The organism is Bremerella cremea (assembly GCF_003335505.1).
Classification (GTDB): Bacteria; Planctomycetota; Planctomycetia; order Pirellulales; family Pirellulaceae; genus Bremerella; species Bremerella cremea_A.
Map to the genome: position 1 here is coordinate 152468 of NZ_QPEX01000010.1, position 15560 is coordinate 168027.

At 55.1% G+C, this 15560-nt stretch carries 10 protein-coding genes; 8 read left to right on the forward strand and 2 right to left on the reverse strand.

Going from position 1 to position 15560, the window contains the following annotated elements:
- Positions 1-5: 5 nt before the first annotated feature.
- Entirely contained in the window at positions 6-815 is an 810-nt protein-coding gene (locus tag DTL42_RS01990; RefSeq protein ID WP_114367022.1) for a DUF1338 domain-containing protein, read from the reverse strand.
- Positions 816-1055: 240 nt separating this feature from the next.
- Here DTL42_RS01990 and DTL42_RS01995 point away from each other — a divergent pair, with 240 nt between their 5' ends.
- The 8 genes from DTL42_RS01995 (at position 1056) to DTL42_RS02035 (ending at position 14288) form a co-directional block, all read left to right on the forward strand.
- Positions 1056-2399, forward strand: a complete 1344-nt coding sequence (locus DTL42_RS01995) for a Gfo/Idh/MocA family protein (protein WP_114367023.1) — start codon at positions 1056-1058, stop codon at positions 2397-2399.
- A gap of 153 nt (positions 2400-2552) precedes the next feature.
- Positions 2553-3251 (forward strand): GntR family transcriptional regulator, encoded by a 699-nt coding sequence (locus tag DTL42_RS02000; protein ID WP_114367024.1) that lies wholly within the window; start codon positions 2553-2555, stop codon positions 3249-3251.
- Between the two features lie 49 nt (positions 3252-3300).
- Entirely contained in the window at positions 3301-4227 is a 927-nt protein-coding gene (locus DTL42_RS02005; protein WP_114367025.1) for a dihydrodipicolinate synthase family protein, read from the forward strand.
- A 133-nt stretch (positions 4228-4360) separates the two neighbouring features.
- Entirely contained in the window at positions 4361-5896 is a 1536-nt protein-coding gene (locus DTL42_RS02010) for a sodium:solute symporter (protein WP_114367026.1), read from the forward strand.
- Positions 5897-5904: 8 nt separating this feature from the next.
- Positions 5905-8904 (forward strand): exo-alpha-sialidase, encoded by a 3000-nt coding sequence (locus DTL42_RS02015; protein WP_114367027.1) that lies wholly within the window; start codon positions 5905-5907, stop codon positions 8902-8904.
- A gap of 508 nt (positions 8905-9412) precedes the next feature.
- The gene (locus tag DTL42_RS02025) at positions 9413-11398 is read left to right on the forward strand and encodes a DUF1592 domain-containing protein (RefSeq protein WP_114367029.1); all 1986 of its coding nucleotides are present in this window, start codon (positions 9413-9415) and stop codon (positions 11396-11398) included.
- Between the two features lie 32 nt (positions 11399-11430).
- Positions 11431-12783: a DUF1552 domain-containing protein gene (locus tag DTL42_RS02030; RefSeq protein ID WP_234824040.1), complete on the forward strand. Its 1353-nt coding sequence runs from the start codon at positions 11431-11433 to the stop codon at positions 12781-12783.
- 215 nt (positions 12784-12998) lie between these two features.
- Positions 12999-14288 carry a PQQ-binding-like beta-propeller repeat protein gene (locus DTL42_RS02035; protein WP_114367030.1) on the forward strand — a complete coding sequence of 430 codons (1290 nt, stop codon included), beginning with the start codon at positions 12999-13001 and terminating at the stop codon, positions 14286-14288.
- A gap of 112 nt (positions 14289-14400) precedes the next feature.
- Here DTL42_RS02035 and DTL42_RS02040 read toward each other — a convergent pair whose 3' ends face one another.
- Positions 14401-15534 carry a glycosyltransferase gene (locus DTL42_RS02040; RefSeq protein WP_114367031.1) on the reverse strand — a complete coding sequence of 378 codons (1134 nt, stop codon included), beginning with the start codon at positions 15532-15534 and terminating at the stop codon, positions 14401-14403.
- Positions 15535-15560: the final 26 nt, after the last annotated feature.

A 15560-nucleotide genomic window follows, 5' to 3' on the forward strand; every position in this document is an offset into this window, starting at 1 on the left:
ACGAGTTAGCGTTGCAGCTTCTCGTCTGTGCTTTCAAAGATCTTGTCGGCGCTCTTGGCGACGAATCCTTCAAACAGCTTACCATCGGGCAGCTTGTAGCGGCGGGCGAACTCGTAGTAACAGCCGGGCACCTTCTGAGGGCCATCGGTAAATGGCACTTCGACCACCGAGGCAACCGTCGAGGATTGTTCGAGATAGACCTCTGGCGAGCCTTTGATGGCTCCTCCTTCTTGGTTCAGGGCAAATCCGTTGCTAATCAACAGGTCGTTCAATTCCTGCAGCGAAGCAACCGTCGATAGTTCGTTTACATAGACGGTGAAGTGGTTTGCACAGAATCCATGCGCAGCCATCCAAGCGGCGTACTCGCTCTCTTTTTTAAGCAATTCGTAGTCGGCGAAGGAGGTTTGCCAGACGCGGCCTTCTGAACAGAGCGGACCGTGGAACTCTCCGTCTTGAGGCAATTGGTCGAGCAGCCGATCGATGGCGGCGCGGATGGGTGCCGAGAGCTTATCGAGCAGAAGTTCGCTGATAAAGATTTTCGGCAACGTTGGATCTTGATGCTGAAAATGCTTGGCGTAGAGCTTTTTTTCTTCGAAGTGATATTCCCCGCCAACCTCGTAGCCAGCCTCTAGAAACGGTTTGGCTAAGCGATCGATACCGATCCGAGGGTCTTGGAAAGTGCGGAACGCAATGTGATCGTTCTGAATCGCCTCTCCTCGTTCGGTCAGCAGCTTGACGATTTGGTCAGCCTGAGGGTTGATGCGACGATAGACGTCCCAAAGTTGATTGATAAGCAGTGGGATTGAAACAGCCATGATCTTTCTCTGTAAATAGAGGTTCTCGATAGGAGAATTCTATCGTCCTTCTCTTGTGGAGCAATGCTATGAACCGTTCCCGCTTGGTTTAAGACGGCAAAGAACACATAAGATGCGATAAGTATTTTTGCTTGATATCACGATCCATGAAAATGGTTGACGCCGCACGTCTGATCGGCGAGACTTGGAGGCTCCACCCAATTCCACCTCCCTCCCTTCCCACCTTCCAGCGAGCATCGTATGAAACGAACTGCGACCCGTCGTCAATTCATCAAAGGGCTAAGTGTCGCCACGGCGGCGTTGGCCTTGCCTGCGGCACAGTATTCCCGCGTTTTAGGGGCCAACGAAAAGCTACGTGTCGGTAGTATCGGTACCGGTGGCAAAGGTTGGAGCGACTTGAACGGCGTCGCTGCGAGCCCTGCCGTCGAAGTGACGGCGCTCTGCGATATCGATAGCTCTGCAGCCCACCTGGGCCGGGCCGCCACGAAGTATTCTTCTGCGAAAACGTATGCCGACTGGCGCAAGCTGCTCGATAACCAAGCTGAAGTCGACGGCGTGATCGTTTCAACGCCCGACTTTATGCACGCTCCGGTCTCGCTGGCGGCAATGCAGTTAGACAAGCATGTCTTCTGCCAAAAACCGCTCACGCACACCGTTTTTGAAGCCCGTCAGATGCAATTGGCGGCCAAGAAGCACGATCTGGTTACGCAGATGTGCAATCAAATTCAATCCCACACTGCTTACCGCACGGCGGTTAAAATTGTGCATGACGGGATGATTGGCAAGGTCAAGGAAGTTCATTCCTGGCAAGGAGGCACGCCTAGCTGGCCATGCAATATCGATCGTCCGCCAGGCTCGGACCCGGTGCCCGATACGGTGGCCTGGGATCTGTGGCAGGGGGTGGCCCCGCGGCGGCCTTACAAGAAGGGAATCTATCACCCCTTCAACTGGCGCGGCTGGCAAGCTTACGGCACCGGTCAATTGGGTGACTTTGGCTGTCACATTCTCGACCCGGTGTTCAAGTCGCTGCTGCTGACATCTCCCCTTGAGTTAACCGCCGAAGCGCCTGAATTGAAGCCGGAAACCTGGACCGACAAAGCAACCGTTCGCTACCTTTTCCCACAAACCCAATACACCGCCGGAGATACCATTGCGGTGACCTGGTACGACGGCGCTGGCGTGCGGCCCTCGCGTGAGAACATGAGCGCGATTCCGGCCAACGTCGATCTGCCAGGCGCTGGCTCGGTTTTGATTGGCGAGAAAGGTTCGCTCATCATCCCGCACGTGGCGATGCCCAAGTTGTTCCTCAACGGCAGCACGGAAGAGACCAAGGTCGAACCGGTCCCCAGTGTCGACCACTATGTGCAATGGGCAGATGCCTGCCGTGGCGAAGCGGAAACCACATCTCACTTCGATTACGCCGGCCCACTGACCGAAACGGTCTTGCTCGGCACGGTCGGCATTCGCTTCCCAGGCCAAACACTGAAATGGGACGCGCAGAAAATGGAAATCCCCAATTTCACCGAAGCCCAACCGTGGCTCACCAAAGAGTACGTCAAAGGTTGGGAACCGGCTTGGGTTTAAGGTTTAACAGCCTGCTAACTAGCGGTTGATCCTCGTTTTCACTTCCCCGCTTCCTATCCCCACACTGTTTCGTTTCTAGTGAGTTAGAAAGAAAAATTGTGGGGATCTTTTTTGCAGCTTGAAAGTCTATAGATTTTCAATAAACTCAATAGCATGAGCAAAAATCAATCGGACATTGCATACGAGTTCCTTCGCCAGAAACTTCTCAACCGAGAGCTTCTCCCTGGTACGCGGGTTCGTTATGGCCCCCTTGGGACCGAGATTGGCATGAGCGCCACGCCAGTGCGCGAAGCGATTGGTCGGCTGGCCAGCGAAGGCTTGGTTGAGCTAGTGCCTCAGTCCGGGGCCATCGTCAAACAGCCAACCCGCTCGGACGCTTTGGAGGTGTTCGAGCTACGGGAAGCGATTGAACCGTTCGCCGTCGCGAAGGCCTCGCAGCTGATTGGCGTGCGGCAGCTTAAAACGATGCAAGCCACCATCGACGCCATGCAAACGATCTTGAAGCAGGTCACCTCAGGCGAGACCACCGGCACACAAAACGCCAGCCCGTTCGATCAGGCGGACCTGCGGTTTCATCTGACCATCCTCGAATCGGTCGACAATCGGCGGATGCTCAAAGCCGTTGGTGATTTGCACCTATTAACCGAGATTATCGGCATCGCGCGGCATACGTACGACGCCGATATTTTAGAGATGACGATTGAAGATCATACGTTGATTCTCGATGGCTTGAAGCTCCGCGATGCCGAAGCGGCTAGCAAGGCGATGGTGACGCACATTCGCAACAGCCGCCAAATCACCCTCAGTCAAATGTCGGGAACGGAGCGTCCCATTTTTCCTCTGACGAATTAGCCTTCCAACTCCCCCCTCCTCCTTCACTATCCTCAGCGATTGAACTTCCATGAAGATTCAAGGCATCATCCCCCCCCTGGTAACCCCACTGGCCGATCGCGATCTGTTAGACAAACCAGGTCTGACCCGTTTGATCGCGCAGCAACTGGCCGGGCAAGTTGACGGGCTGTTTGTGCTCGGCACCACAGGCGAAGGCCCCAGTTTGAGCGAGCATCTTCGCCGAGCAATGATCAGCGAGACCGCCCAACAAGTGGAAGACAAAGTCCCCATTTTTGTCGGCATTACCGATACCTCGCTCGTCGATGCGATTCACCTGGCTCAGTTCGCGCTGGAACATGACGCCGCAGCCGTGGTTGCCGCCCCACCGTTTTATTTTCCAGCCGGGCAAACAGAACTGCAGCACTGGTTCCTGGAACTGGCCGAAGCGTTACCGTTGCCGCTGCTGCTGTACAACATGCCTAGCTGCGTCAATATCTCGATCGAACCAGAAACGCTGACCGTGCTGCTGCAGCATGAAAATATTGTCGGGCTCAAAGACAGTTCAGGCGATCTCGACTACTTCGCCCAGGCCTTGCAAATTGCGCAGCAGAGGCCCGATTGGCCGGTGCTGATGGGGCCAGAGGCATTGCTAGTCGAAGCGATGAAGCTGGGCGGCGCTGGCGGTGTAACCGGTGGAGCCAACCTTTTCCCACGCTTGTTTACCGAGCTCTACACCGCAGCCAAAGAAAGCGACCAAGCCACGATCGAGCGTCTGCAACCGGTTGTGGTGGAACTGCAAACCCTGTACGGCTTCGGCAAGTATGGGTCGTCTTACCTGAAAGGTTTGAAGTGTGCGCTGGAACTAAGCGGCATTTGCTCTGGCTTGTTAGCGGCCCCTTTCGACGTTTTCAAAGCCCCTGAACGGGCCCACGTCGACCGGTGGCTGAAATCATTTACCGAGCAGAACCGCTTTCTGCTGCCAGCGTCCGAAGTTTGAGATAGACACCACGATTGAAGACTACGCGACCCATCAACCAGGGACGACCAACAGCAGCCCTGACACCCATGAGAAAAACGTCTGAGCAAGCTTAGCTTCTCTGTGCAGACAGCAATAGGATCGGCGGAGCCTAATGTCGACACTCGACTATATCATCATCGTTGTTTACATGGCCGGAACCTTAGGACTAGGTTTCTGGTGCATGAAAGATAGCCGCGACGCCGACTCGTTTATGGTCGCGCGGGGGAAGATCGGTGGTTGGATCGTCGGTTTGTCGATCTTTGGTACCTACGTCAGCAGCATCAGTTTTTTGGCCTTACCAGGCAAAGCGGTCGTAGGTAACTGGAACTTCTTCGTCTTCTCGCTCTCGCTCCCCTTTGCAGCTTGGATCGGGGCCAACTTGTTTGTGCCGTTCTATCGCAAACTGGGGCAAGTCTCCGCTTACGAACACATGGAAGCCCGCTTTGGTAGCTGGGCGCGGATTTTCATGTCGATCGGCTTCATGCTGCTGCAAGTCGCCCGGGTTGGCTCGGTGATGTACTTGATTGCCTTAGTGATGCAGCAATTGCTGGCCTGGGACATGGTCACGATGATTATCATCATCGGCGGGCTCACCACGCTGTACACATGCATCGGCGGGCTGGAAGGTGTGGTACTGACCGATGCCTTGCAATCGCTGGTTTTGATTGTTGGTGCGGTACTAAGCGTTGTGTGGTTGCCGTTCGCCATGCCAGAAGGTCCCGGCCAGATGTTTGAGATCGCCGTGCAGAACGATAAGTTCAGCCTCGGCAGTTGGAACCCGTTGGACTGGACCGATTCAACCGTCTGGGTAGTGATGCTTTATGCGCTGGTGACCAATCTACAAAACGTCGCCATCAATCAAAGCTACACCCAGCGTTATCTTTCGGCGACGACTGAGGCTGAAGCGAAGAAGTCGGTTTGGTTTGGGAGCTTGTTATATCTACCGGTCAGCGCTGGCTTCTTCTTCATTGGGACCGGCCTGTACTGTTACTACACGGCCCAGCCCGACTTGTTGCCGAGCGACCTGATGACTGCTTGGAAAGAGGGGAAAGGTGACAACATCTTCCCCTACTTCATCATGAATACCTTCCCCACCGGCGTGCGCGGGGTGATGGTCGCGGCCATCTTGGCTGCCGCCATGAGCACGATCAGTAGCAGCCTCAATAGCTCGGCCGCGTTGACCTTGAGTGATATTTATCAGCGGCTGATCCATCCGCACCCCACCGAAAAACAATCGATGCTCGTCCTTTACCTAAGCACGGTGATTTGGGGTGCTGCAGGAACCGGTCTGGCGATTGCCATGATTGACGTGAAGAGCGTGATGGATGCCTGGTGGGAAATGTCAGGCGTCATCACCGGGGCCATGCTGGGGCTGTTTCTGCTGGGCTTCTTCAGCAAACGGGCCGGTACCCTTTCCGCCTTGGTAAGCGTGGTGGTAGGAATCGTCCTTATCGCTTGGCTTACCTTTTCGCCTTCGCTTGAAGGACTGCCCACTTGGTTCCGTAATCCGCTCAATAGCCTCATGACGACCGTCTTGGGCACGCTTGCCATCGTGTTGACCGGCATTCTTTTCTCGGGGCTGACCGGCGATCGCAGGCACACTCCCATCACACCAGAGACTAATCCCACTGACCCTCCTTCCCCCTGAGTGATTTCATGACCCTTTACCGAACCTGTACCACGTGGTTGCTGCTTCTGCTGGCAACGCCTCTCTTCGCTCAAGACGAGTGGAAACTGAAAGAACTACCGTACAACAATCCTGGCCTGGCGGTCGACCTGGGTGTTGGCCTCTGGGCTTGGCCGTTGCCGATGGACTACGACGGCGATGGCGACATGGACCTGTTGGTCTCTTGCCCCGATAAACCTTCGAACGGGGTTTATTATTTCGAGAATACCACGCAAGATCCTTCCCAAAAGATGCCTGTTTTCAAGCCGGCAGTGAAACTGGGGAAAACGTCGCACAATGTGCAGGTAAGCTATGTCGACGGTAAGCCACGCATCTTGCACGAATGCTGGGAGTATCCTCGCGATGCAGCAAGTGGCAAGTTCGATCTCGACCACGCGCAGCGGATTTACCCCAAGAACAATATTCACGAGAACCGCGTGCGGGCCAATATGTGGCGGTACGTCGACTACGACGGGGACGGCAACCAAGATATCGTAGTGGGCGTAGGCGACTGGACCGACTATGCCTGGGACAATGCGTTCGATAACTTCGGACGCTGGAGAAACGGGCGACTGCACGGCTACGTTTATTGGATTCGCAATGCAGGAACCAACAGCGAGCCAAAGTACTCGGACTCACCAGAAAAGCTACAAGCTGGCGGCGGCGATATTGACGTGTATGGTTGGCCTTCACCAAATTTCGTCGACTTCGATAGCGACGGCGATCTCGATTTGTTGTGCGGTGAGTTCCTCGATGGTTTCACCTATTTCCAAAACATCGGTACCCGCGAAAAGCCCATCTATGCCGCTGGTCGCAAGCTGAACGATGCCGACGATCAGCCGCTGGTGATGGACTTGCAGATGATCACCCCCACAGCTTTCGATTGGGACAGAGATGGTGACTTTGATTTAATTGTGGGTGATGAAGATGGCCGCGTTGCCTTGATCGAGAACACCGGCGAGCTACGTGATCAGCAACCGGTATTTTTGGCGCCGAAGTATTTCCAGCAGGAAGCCGACACCCTTAAGTTCGGCGCCCTGGCTACCCCTTACGCTTACGACTGGGATGGAGACGGCGACCAAGATATTCTTTGCGGGAACACGGCCGGTTACATTGGCTTTTTCGAGAACCTGGGCATGGCCGACAACGGGCTGCCTAAATGGAACGCCCCACAGCTTTTGACCGCCACGAAGGGAACCGAAGAACCTACTCCGTTTCGTATTTTGGCAGGGCCGAGCGGATCGATCCAAGGGCCTGCGGAAGCGAAGTGGGGCTACACCACGTTAAGTGTCGCCGATTGGGATGGCGATTCCGATCCCGATATCATCTACAACTCGATCCTCGCCCAGGTGGGTCTCTTGCGAAACGATCAAGGCAACCTGATCGATGTTCCCCTGCCCACCGGTTTAAGCGAAGCGCCGCCGAAATGGTACTGGTGGAAAACCCAATCGGAATCGTCGATCACCCAGTGGAGGACCACGCCGGTTGTGGTCGATTTCAGCGGCGATGGCATGCTCGATTTGGTGATGTTAGACCAAGAAGGCTATCTGACCTTTCGCCCAGCAGCAGGTCCGGCTGAGCGATTGTTTGTTGACGAGAACAATCAACCGCTGCAACTGAATGCCAAGTCGTGCGGCGGTTCGGGACGCGTTAAGTTGGAAGTCGTCGACTGGGATGCCGACGGGCGTCTCGATTTGCTGGTGAATTCAGAGAACGCCACTTGGTATCGCAACTGCGAAGACCGAGACGGGAAGATTGTTTTGAAACGCATCGGCAATCTAGCCAAGCGAAACGTCGCAGGGCACACTTCTAGCCCGGCCGCGTGTGATTTCGATAAAGATGGCAAGCCCGATCTGTTAGTCGGTGCCGAGAATGGTCGCCTTTACTATGCGGCCCACGACGATTGTCTCACGTTCACGGAAGAGCAACTCGCGGCTGCCCCTGCCCAAGAGCCTGCCAAGCCCAAGTTTCCTGGCTTTGTGAGCGAAGAGTTTATTTACACCAAGGCGAGCTTCCCGGAGTGCCATGCCTCGACGATTTGCGAAACCAATCGTGGCTTGGTCGCGTCTTGGTTTGGCGGGACGAAAGAAGGGAAAGAGGACGTTGGCATTTGGGTGAGCTACCACGACGGCAGTCGTTGGTCGGCCCCTCAGGAAGTTGCCAATGGTATTCAGCATAACGGGCTGCGTTATCCTTGCTGGAACCCAGTCCTCTACCAATCGCCGGGGGATGGACCGCTGCTGCTGTTCTTTAAAGTGGGCCCCAAACCGCATTCGTGGTGGGGCGAAATGATGGTCAGCTACGACGGCGGCAAGACGTTCCGCGAGCGAAAACGTTTGCCGGAAGGAATCGATGGCCCGGTTCGTTGTAAGCCAATTTTGCTTGCCGATGGCAAGACGCTGCTGTGCGGTTCTTCCACCGAGGACGACGGCTGGCGAATTCATTTCGAGAAAACCGTTCTGGAAAATGGCCAGCCCAGCGGCGTTTGGCAACGCATTGGCCCCATCAACACCAAGGAAGAATATCACGCAATTCAGCCCACCATCCTCCAGCACCAAGGTGGACACTTACAAGTCCTCTGCCGCACCCAAGAGAGCGTGATTGTGAGCAGCTTCTCGCAAGACCAAGGAGACACTTGGTCGAAGCTGGAACCGATTAACCTGCCCAACCCGAACTCGGGAATCGATGCCGTTACCTTAAGCGATGGCCGCCAGCTGATGATCTACAACCATCTGGGCAGCGGCAAAACAGGTTGGGGGCGTCGTGGCCTGTTGAACTTGGCCATTTCCGACGATGGTCTTAACTGGCGTAAGGTGGCTGTTTTAGAACGAGAAGAAGGGGGCGAGTTTAGTTACCCGGCTATCATTCAAACCGAAGATGGCTTGGTGCATATCACTTACACCTGGAAACGCCAGCGAATCAAACACGTTGTTATCGATCCGACCCAGATCGAGCCCGGCGACGAGTTGACCAAAGACAACTGGGATTAGCCCCACCGTTTTTTTTAAGCCAAACGAGAAAAAGGCGTGCGAGGTAATACGCCTCGCACGCCTCTTTTTTTGAAGACCGCTTTTGATGCCATGATCGATTCGCTTTCCCAGTTGCTCTTCAATCCGTTTAAAAGCGGCCTTCATTACGGTGCAATTCTTGGAATTGCCATCGATTTCGTCAAAATTCCAGCGTCCTCGTATCTCGCCATCTACTAGCTAAGCAGTTGATATCTATTTCCCCCTAAAAAGGCAAGCCTTAGGTCAAATCTTTTCCAACGGTATTCGTGGCTGACCTTTGGTCTCTTAATTGTGGGAAGGGTCACCCTTTAAACACGTTTAACGGCCCCCTGCATGGGCCAGCCAGGAATCAATCCCATTCGACTGGTCCAGGTCGGGCGTTTCGAGTAGTATTAGTTGCTCCCCCCGCCTTCCATCCTTCCCGCCAGGCCCACTCACGATGCGATTTGTAACTGTAAGTTACCGCTCCAGTTCGCTACGCTGTCTTCACATGCGAATGCGTCACCTTTCTGCCACCGTGATCGGTCGTTTGTTTGTCGGCTGGTTAGGTTTGGGGCTCCTTATTTCCTCAACCGCAGACGCCGCCGATCTTTCACCCGAAATGAAAAAATGGGGCGAACATTACACGCGTGACATCTTGCCGATTGTGCAAACACGTTGTCTCGATTGTCACAACGGCGCCGATGCCGACGGGGAGTTCGATCTATCGAAATACACCAGCGGGGAAGCAGCCGCCGATGCTGGCGATATTTGGGAACGCGTCGCTCGTCGCGTTCGCCAAAACGAGATGCCTCCGCAAGGTAGCCCCGGTTTAAACGACCCGCAGAAAGCGGCTTTTTACCACTGGCTAGATTCGCGGCCAGGCCAAGATCTGTGTAGGCAATTGGCTTCTGACGAAACGCAAAGCTGGTATCGTGGCCACGTCATGAGTCGACGTTTGACACGCACCGAATACCGCAACGCGATCCGCGACTTGGTCGGCATCGAACTGCAGCCCGGCGAGTTGCCTCCTTCCGACGGAGCAGGCGGCGAAGGTTTCGACACGGTCGGCGATTCGCTCTTTACTTCGCCAATTCATCTAGAAGCCTATTTAATGGCTGCCGATCGTTTGATCGAGGAAGCTCTGCCCGATCAACAAGTTGAAGCGTCCGCCACCGCAGTGGCCTACCGCCAGCAACTTTTGGGCAGGCTTCCCAAGTCACTCGATCCTGCCTCGGAGCTCGACGAGCGGGCAGCAGCACGGGCCAATATCGAAGCTTTTGCCAAACGTGCCTGGCGACGTCCGGCAAGCGAGGAAGAAATCGCACGGTTGCTGGTTCTGTTCGATACGACCTTGGCTCAGAACGGCTCGTTTGTCGCCGCTTTGCGGCAGCCTCTTAAAGCCGTGCTCGTTTCGCCCCACTTTTTATTCGTGGTCGAGTCGGAGCCAGAGGCTGGAGGCGTGCAGCGGATTACACCGCATCAATTAGCTACGCGAGTCGCCCTGTTCATTTGGTCCTCTATCCCCGACGATCGCCTGCTGCAACTGGCCGATAGCGGGGCTTTGTACGAAGAAGATGTCCTCCGCAGCGAAGTCCAACGCATGCTGGCCGACCCCAAGGCACAAGCGTTAGGCGAGAATTTTGGCTTGCAGTGGTTGGGGCTGAAAGAGTTTGGCAACGGGCCGAAGCCGGATGCGGAAGTCTTTCCCGAGTTCAACGATCAACTGGCCTCGGCGATGCGGGAAGAAGCGATTCGCACCGTGGCAGGCGTGTTTCGTGAAGATGCTCCTTTGACCGATTTGATCGCCGCCGATTACATTTACGCCAACACAGACCTAGCCAAGCATTATGGTCTCGACCTCCCGGAAGGTACGTCGTGGCAGCAAGTCAAGCTCGATAGTCGCCAGCGTGGTGGTGTGCTGACGATGGCCAGTGTGCTGACATCGGCCTCGTATCCTCGCCGCACCAGTCCGGTGCTGCGGGGACGATGGATCTTGGAAGAGGTTTTGGGGGCACGTGTCCCTCCCCCTCCGCCGAATGTGCCTGCCTTGGAAGAAGAGCACGGCGCAGGGAAAGCCCAGACACTACGCGAACGATTAGAACTTCACCGGCAAAAGGCAGAGTGTGCCAGTTGCCACAACCGAATGGACCCACTCGGCTTTGGGCTAGAGAACTTCGACGGCATTGGTCGCTGGCGCGAAAGCGACAATGGTCAGCCGATCGATTCCGCCGGTAAGCTACCCTCGGGCGACACCTTCAGCGGGCCCGAAGAATTGAAAGTCATCTTGCTGAAACGCAGCGCTGAATTCCAAAAACATTTCGTCCGCAAGCTACTCGGCTTTGCCCTGGGGCGCGAACTGAACAAGTTCGACAACTGCGTTGTGGATCATTGCTTGAAGCAATTGCAAGCCAGAGATCTCAAGGCAGCGATTTTGATTGAAGAGATTGCCCTTTCCTACCCGTTCCAGCATCGCTACTTCAAGTCAGACAAGTAACCCAAGCGTTCTCGCTCGAAGGACTTCGTTTCATGGCTAATCGCAAAGCAAATAGCCCGATGGTTTCTCGCCGCCGCTTTCTACAAGGATGTGGGGTTACGCTCAGCCTGCCTTGGATGGCATCACTTGCCCCTCAGGTTGCTCGCGCTGCGGAAACGGGGAAGCCTCCGGTTCGCTCGGCGTTTCTTTATTTTCCCAATGGGGTGTGGGAAAAGGATTGGATCCCGGCAACCACCGGCAGCGATTACCAGTTGACCCCTTCTTTGGAACCGCTCGGCGATCTGAAAAGCGAGGTCTTGGTGCTGACCGGACTCGACAAGAAGAACAGCCACGGTGGCGACGGGCACTACGCCAAGACGGCCAACTTCCTCACCGGGATGCCGGTCACCAAGACCACCGGTAAAGATATCAGCAGTGGCGGGATTTCGGTCGACCAGCTGATGGCCCAGCATGTCGGCGGTAACACGCCGTTGCCTTCGCTGGAACTTGGCACCGAGCCGGTGATCAGCGGCATCGATAGCAACGTCGGTTACACTCGCTTGTATGGCTCGCACATTTCGTGGCAATCCCCCACGCGCCCCGTTGCCAAAGAAATTAATCCGCGCTTGGTCTACGAACGCTTGTTCGGCAAAGCCCTTTCTTCTGCATCCGAAAAAGCGGAATCGTACCAGAACTTGCTCGACTTCGTGCTGGAAGATGCCCGGCGTTTGCGGCCTCGCTTGGGGCGTGACGACCAGTTCAAGATGGACGAGTACCTCGATTCGGTCCGCGCCGTGGAGAAACGCATCGAATTCGCCACCAAGGGGCAGCGAGACTGGCAGCCAGAGATCGACGAGCACGCGTTGGCAATCGCCAAGCCAGGCATCCCCGGTGACTTCCGCGAGCATATCGGCATCATGCTCGACTTGGTCGTGTTGTCCTTCCAAACCGATTCGACGCGGGTGGCCTCACTGATGTTCGCCAACGACGTGTCTGGCCGTAACTTCTCGTTCCTCGACGGTGTCCGAGGTGGTCACCACGAGATGTCGCACCACGAAAACAAGCAGGAAAAAATCGAGCAGTACCAACGCATCAATCGCTGGCACGTTGAGCAGTTCGCCCAGATGCTGGGCAAGCTGCAAGCCGTGAAAGAAGGAGACGGAACCCTGCTTGACAACTGCATGATCTTGTTCGGTTCCAGCATGTCGGACGGCAACCGCCACGATCCAGACAACCTGCCAATTTTGCTAGGGGGCCGCGGTTGCCGCACGCTGAACACCGGCCGTCACCTGGCCGCCGAAGGCCAGGTTCCGCTCTGCAATCTCTATCACGCGATGCTCGACCGAATGGGCGTCGAAATCGAAGCGTTCGGCGATAGTACCGAACCGCTAAAAAATCTGGCGTAAGTGGAGATCAACGCCAGTACCGTTTTGATTCTGATCCTTGTCACACGAATCGTAGTCTCTGGGGCATTATGCGATTGGATAAACAATAACTCTTGCTTCTGGTCGACGTTCATACGACGATTGACTTTCGCGCCGCTCGCAATCGTTCTCCATTTCGGCCAACGGCTACTTACTTTTCCATTGGCTCCGTTCTACCTCGCCAGGATTCCGCATCTATGTCGCGACTTTTCAGCGTGGGTCTGTTCGTTTTGTCCGTTGCTTTGACCTGTTCCACTGAAGTGGCATTCGGACAAAGTCCGGCACGTGAGGGAGATTGGCCCGAGTTTCGCGGCCCGACGGGTCAAGGACATGCGGATCAAGCCGTTTTGCCGACAGAGTGGGACTCGGAAAAGAACATTACCTGGCGGACCGAAATTCCTGGGGTTGGTTGGTCTTCGCCGGTGATCGTGGGCGGACGCGTCTACCTTACCACCGCCGTTCCCTTGAGCGATGACGCCAAGCCAGATCAATCACTGCGGGCACTCTGTCTCGACGTGAACTCAGGCGAGATTTTGTGGAACGTCGAAGTCTTTCCAGAGAATGGCCAGACGGCGCCGCGAATCCATCCGAAGAATAGCCATGCCAGCCCAACGCCGATTGTCGAAGACGACAAGGTGTATGTCCACTTTGGGCATCTAGGGACCGCTTGTTTAAACACCAGCGATGGCTCTCAGGTATGGGCAACGCAAGCGTTGCCATACAAACCCACCCACGGCAACGGCGGGTCTCCGGTGATCGTGGGTGACAAACTAATCTTCAGCATCGACGGCAGCGACAAGCAGGAAGTGGTTGCCCTTGATAAGGCCAGTGGCAAGATCGCCTGGGAGACCGAGCGGGGTATCGCTGATCTAAGCAAACGTTTCTCGTTCTGTACGCCGCTTGTGATCGAAGTGGATGGTCAGCAGCAACTCATCTCGCCAGGCAGCGGTGTGGTCATGGCTCTTGAGCCTGCGAGCGGCAAAGAAATCTGGCGGGTTCGCTACGGCAAAGGCTACTCCGTGGTACCTCGCCCGGTTTATGCCCACGGTCTGCTCTATATCTGCACTGGCTACGACCGTGCGACGATGATCGCTATTCGCCCTAACGGACAAGGCGACCTGACCGACACGCATGTCGTTTTCACCGTTGACAAGGGTGTTCCCTATAACCCTTCGCTGCTGGCAGTTGACGACGCCGTTTATATGATCTCGGATAACGGCGTCCTCTCTTGCCTCGACGGCCAAATGGGCGAACTTCGCTGGAAAGAACGCATCGGCGGAAATTTTTCAGCCTCGCCGTTGTATGCCAACGGATTGGTCTACCTGTTGGATGAAAAAGGGCTTACGACGGTCTTCAAGTCTGGCGAACCATTCGAAGAAGTCGCTCAGAACGACCTGCAAGAGCGTAGCCTGGCCAGCTTTGGAATCACCGGCAACGCCATTCTTTTGCGAACCGAAAAAGCCCTCTATCGGATTGAATCGAAGTAGCCCCCTGCCGACAGATACCCGATCGCAAAAAACGCCTAGTCAGCATTCACCGCACTTCTTTTTTTGTCGCTCACTCAAAGAAATCTGCAGCGCGTTCATAAGCCGCGAAAAATTAGGCCGCTTTGGCAATGTCCGAGTTGTTTCCCTTGCGTTGCAACCAAGTGAACTTACTGGCCAACCACAACTTGGCATTCTGAATGGAGGGAGAAGTTGCGTTTGCTGGCGGAGTCTGGGCGACGTGGTGCATCACGTTCCACCACTCTGTCATTTTCGCCACGGCACGAAGTTCTTCGTGGTAGTCGTTACGATCGCTTGTGCGGTGTTGCTGAATGACTTCTTCGTAAATCTGCAGCAACTGATCGTAAATGACATCGGTGTTGTTGTACGTTCGGATATAGGAAGAGACCTTCGCGGCATCCTCGGCGTCATAGCGTTCGATTTCTTGAACCAAACGTTCTTCAGTGACAGTAAACGAAAGGGCACGCCGGCCCCATTGGTTCATGTGGGCGACGTTGTCCGAGGTAACGAGATAACTCATTCCAAATACATCACAGTAAATCACGGCGCATCCTACGGCCATCGCTTCTCGGGCACACCGACCTTTGGCAAAAACCAGGTCGTATTCCGGTAGTAGCTTTTGCGGTTCATGACATACAGACCCCAAACGTTCGCCAACGGCATCTAATTCGATTCCTAGCTGATCGCACGCATGTTGGATAGGTTGGATTGATTCGTGATTGCCATAGCTACTAAAAATGATCGCTTTTCGCGGCTTTTCAGGCAAACGAGGGCGGCTCTGAAAAAGCTGCAGGTCGACCGGGTTCGTCAAAATGTTGACTTGACTACGATCAACTCCTTCCGCCAAAACCAATCGCTCTGCGCAAGTTTGATCGACTGCCACGTAACGTCCAATCCGGGGCAGTTTCGGAGGCGTATCGTGCCAGGCTTCAAAATCGTGGCAAAGAAAAACGCCTGGCGTCGTGGGAAAATGGAGCATGGCCGCTAACGTTTGAAGCGTGTGATGGCCGTGAATGATGTCCGGCGTTTCACGAATCTTATCGAGCCGGGCCACTATGGGAACAGAATTCTCAGCCAGCTCTTTCGCTAGCGGACCTTGATCGGGACTATACACAACCGGAGAGTGGCCCCTGCGGATTAACGCGCGCGCCAGATCGTGGACGTACATTTCCGTCCCCGACCGCCTACTCATTCGAATATTAGTAATGAGTACTTTGAGTCCGTTCATTCTCACCTTCACGCCCACAGCAATCC

Bases quoted from the DNA above. Each gene is read 5' to 3' on its own strand.
- DTL42_RS02005 (WP_114367025.1), top strand. From the start codon at position 3,301: ATGAAGATTCAAGGCATCATCCCCCCCCTGGTAACCCCACTGGCCGAT.
- DTL42_RS02025 (WP_114367029.1), top strand. From the start codon at position 9,413: ATGCGAATGCGTCACCTTTCTGCCACCGTGATCGGTCGTTTGTTTGTC.
- DTL42_RS02040 (WP_114367031.1), bottom strand. From the start codon at position 15,534: ATGAACGGACTCAAAGTACTCATTACTAATATTCGAATGAGTAGGCGG.
- DTL42_RS02015 (WP_114367027.1), top strand. From the start codon at position 5,905: ATGACCCTTTACCGAACCTGTACCACGTGGTTGCTGCTTCTGCTGGCA.
- DTL42_RS01995 (WP_114367023.1), top strand. From the start codon at position 1,056: ATGAAACGAACTGCGACCCGTCGTCAATTCATCAAAGGGCTAAGTGTC.
- DTL42_RS02030 (WP_234824040.1), top strand. From the start codon at position 11,431: ATGGCTAATCGCAAAGCAAATAGCCCGATGGTTTCTCGCCGCCGCTTT.
- DTL42_RS02010 (WP_114367026.1), top strand. From the start codon at position 4,361: ATGTCGACACTCGACTATATCATCATCGTTGTTTACATGGCCGGAACC.
- DTL42_RS02000 (WP_114367024.1), top strand. From the start codon at position 2,553: ATGAGCAAAAATCAATCGGACATTGCATACGAGTTCCTTCGCCAGAAA.
- DTL42_RS02035 (WP_114367030.1), top strand. From the start codon at position 12,999: ATGTCGCGACTTTTCAGCGTGGGTCTGTTCGTTTTGTCCGTTGCTTTG.
- DTL42_RS01990 (WP_114367022.1), bottom strand. From the start codon at position 815: ATGGCTGTTTCAATCCCACTGCTTATCAATCAACTTTGGGACGTCTAT.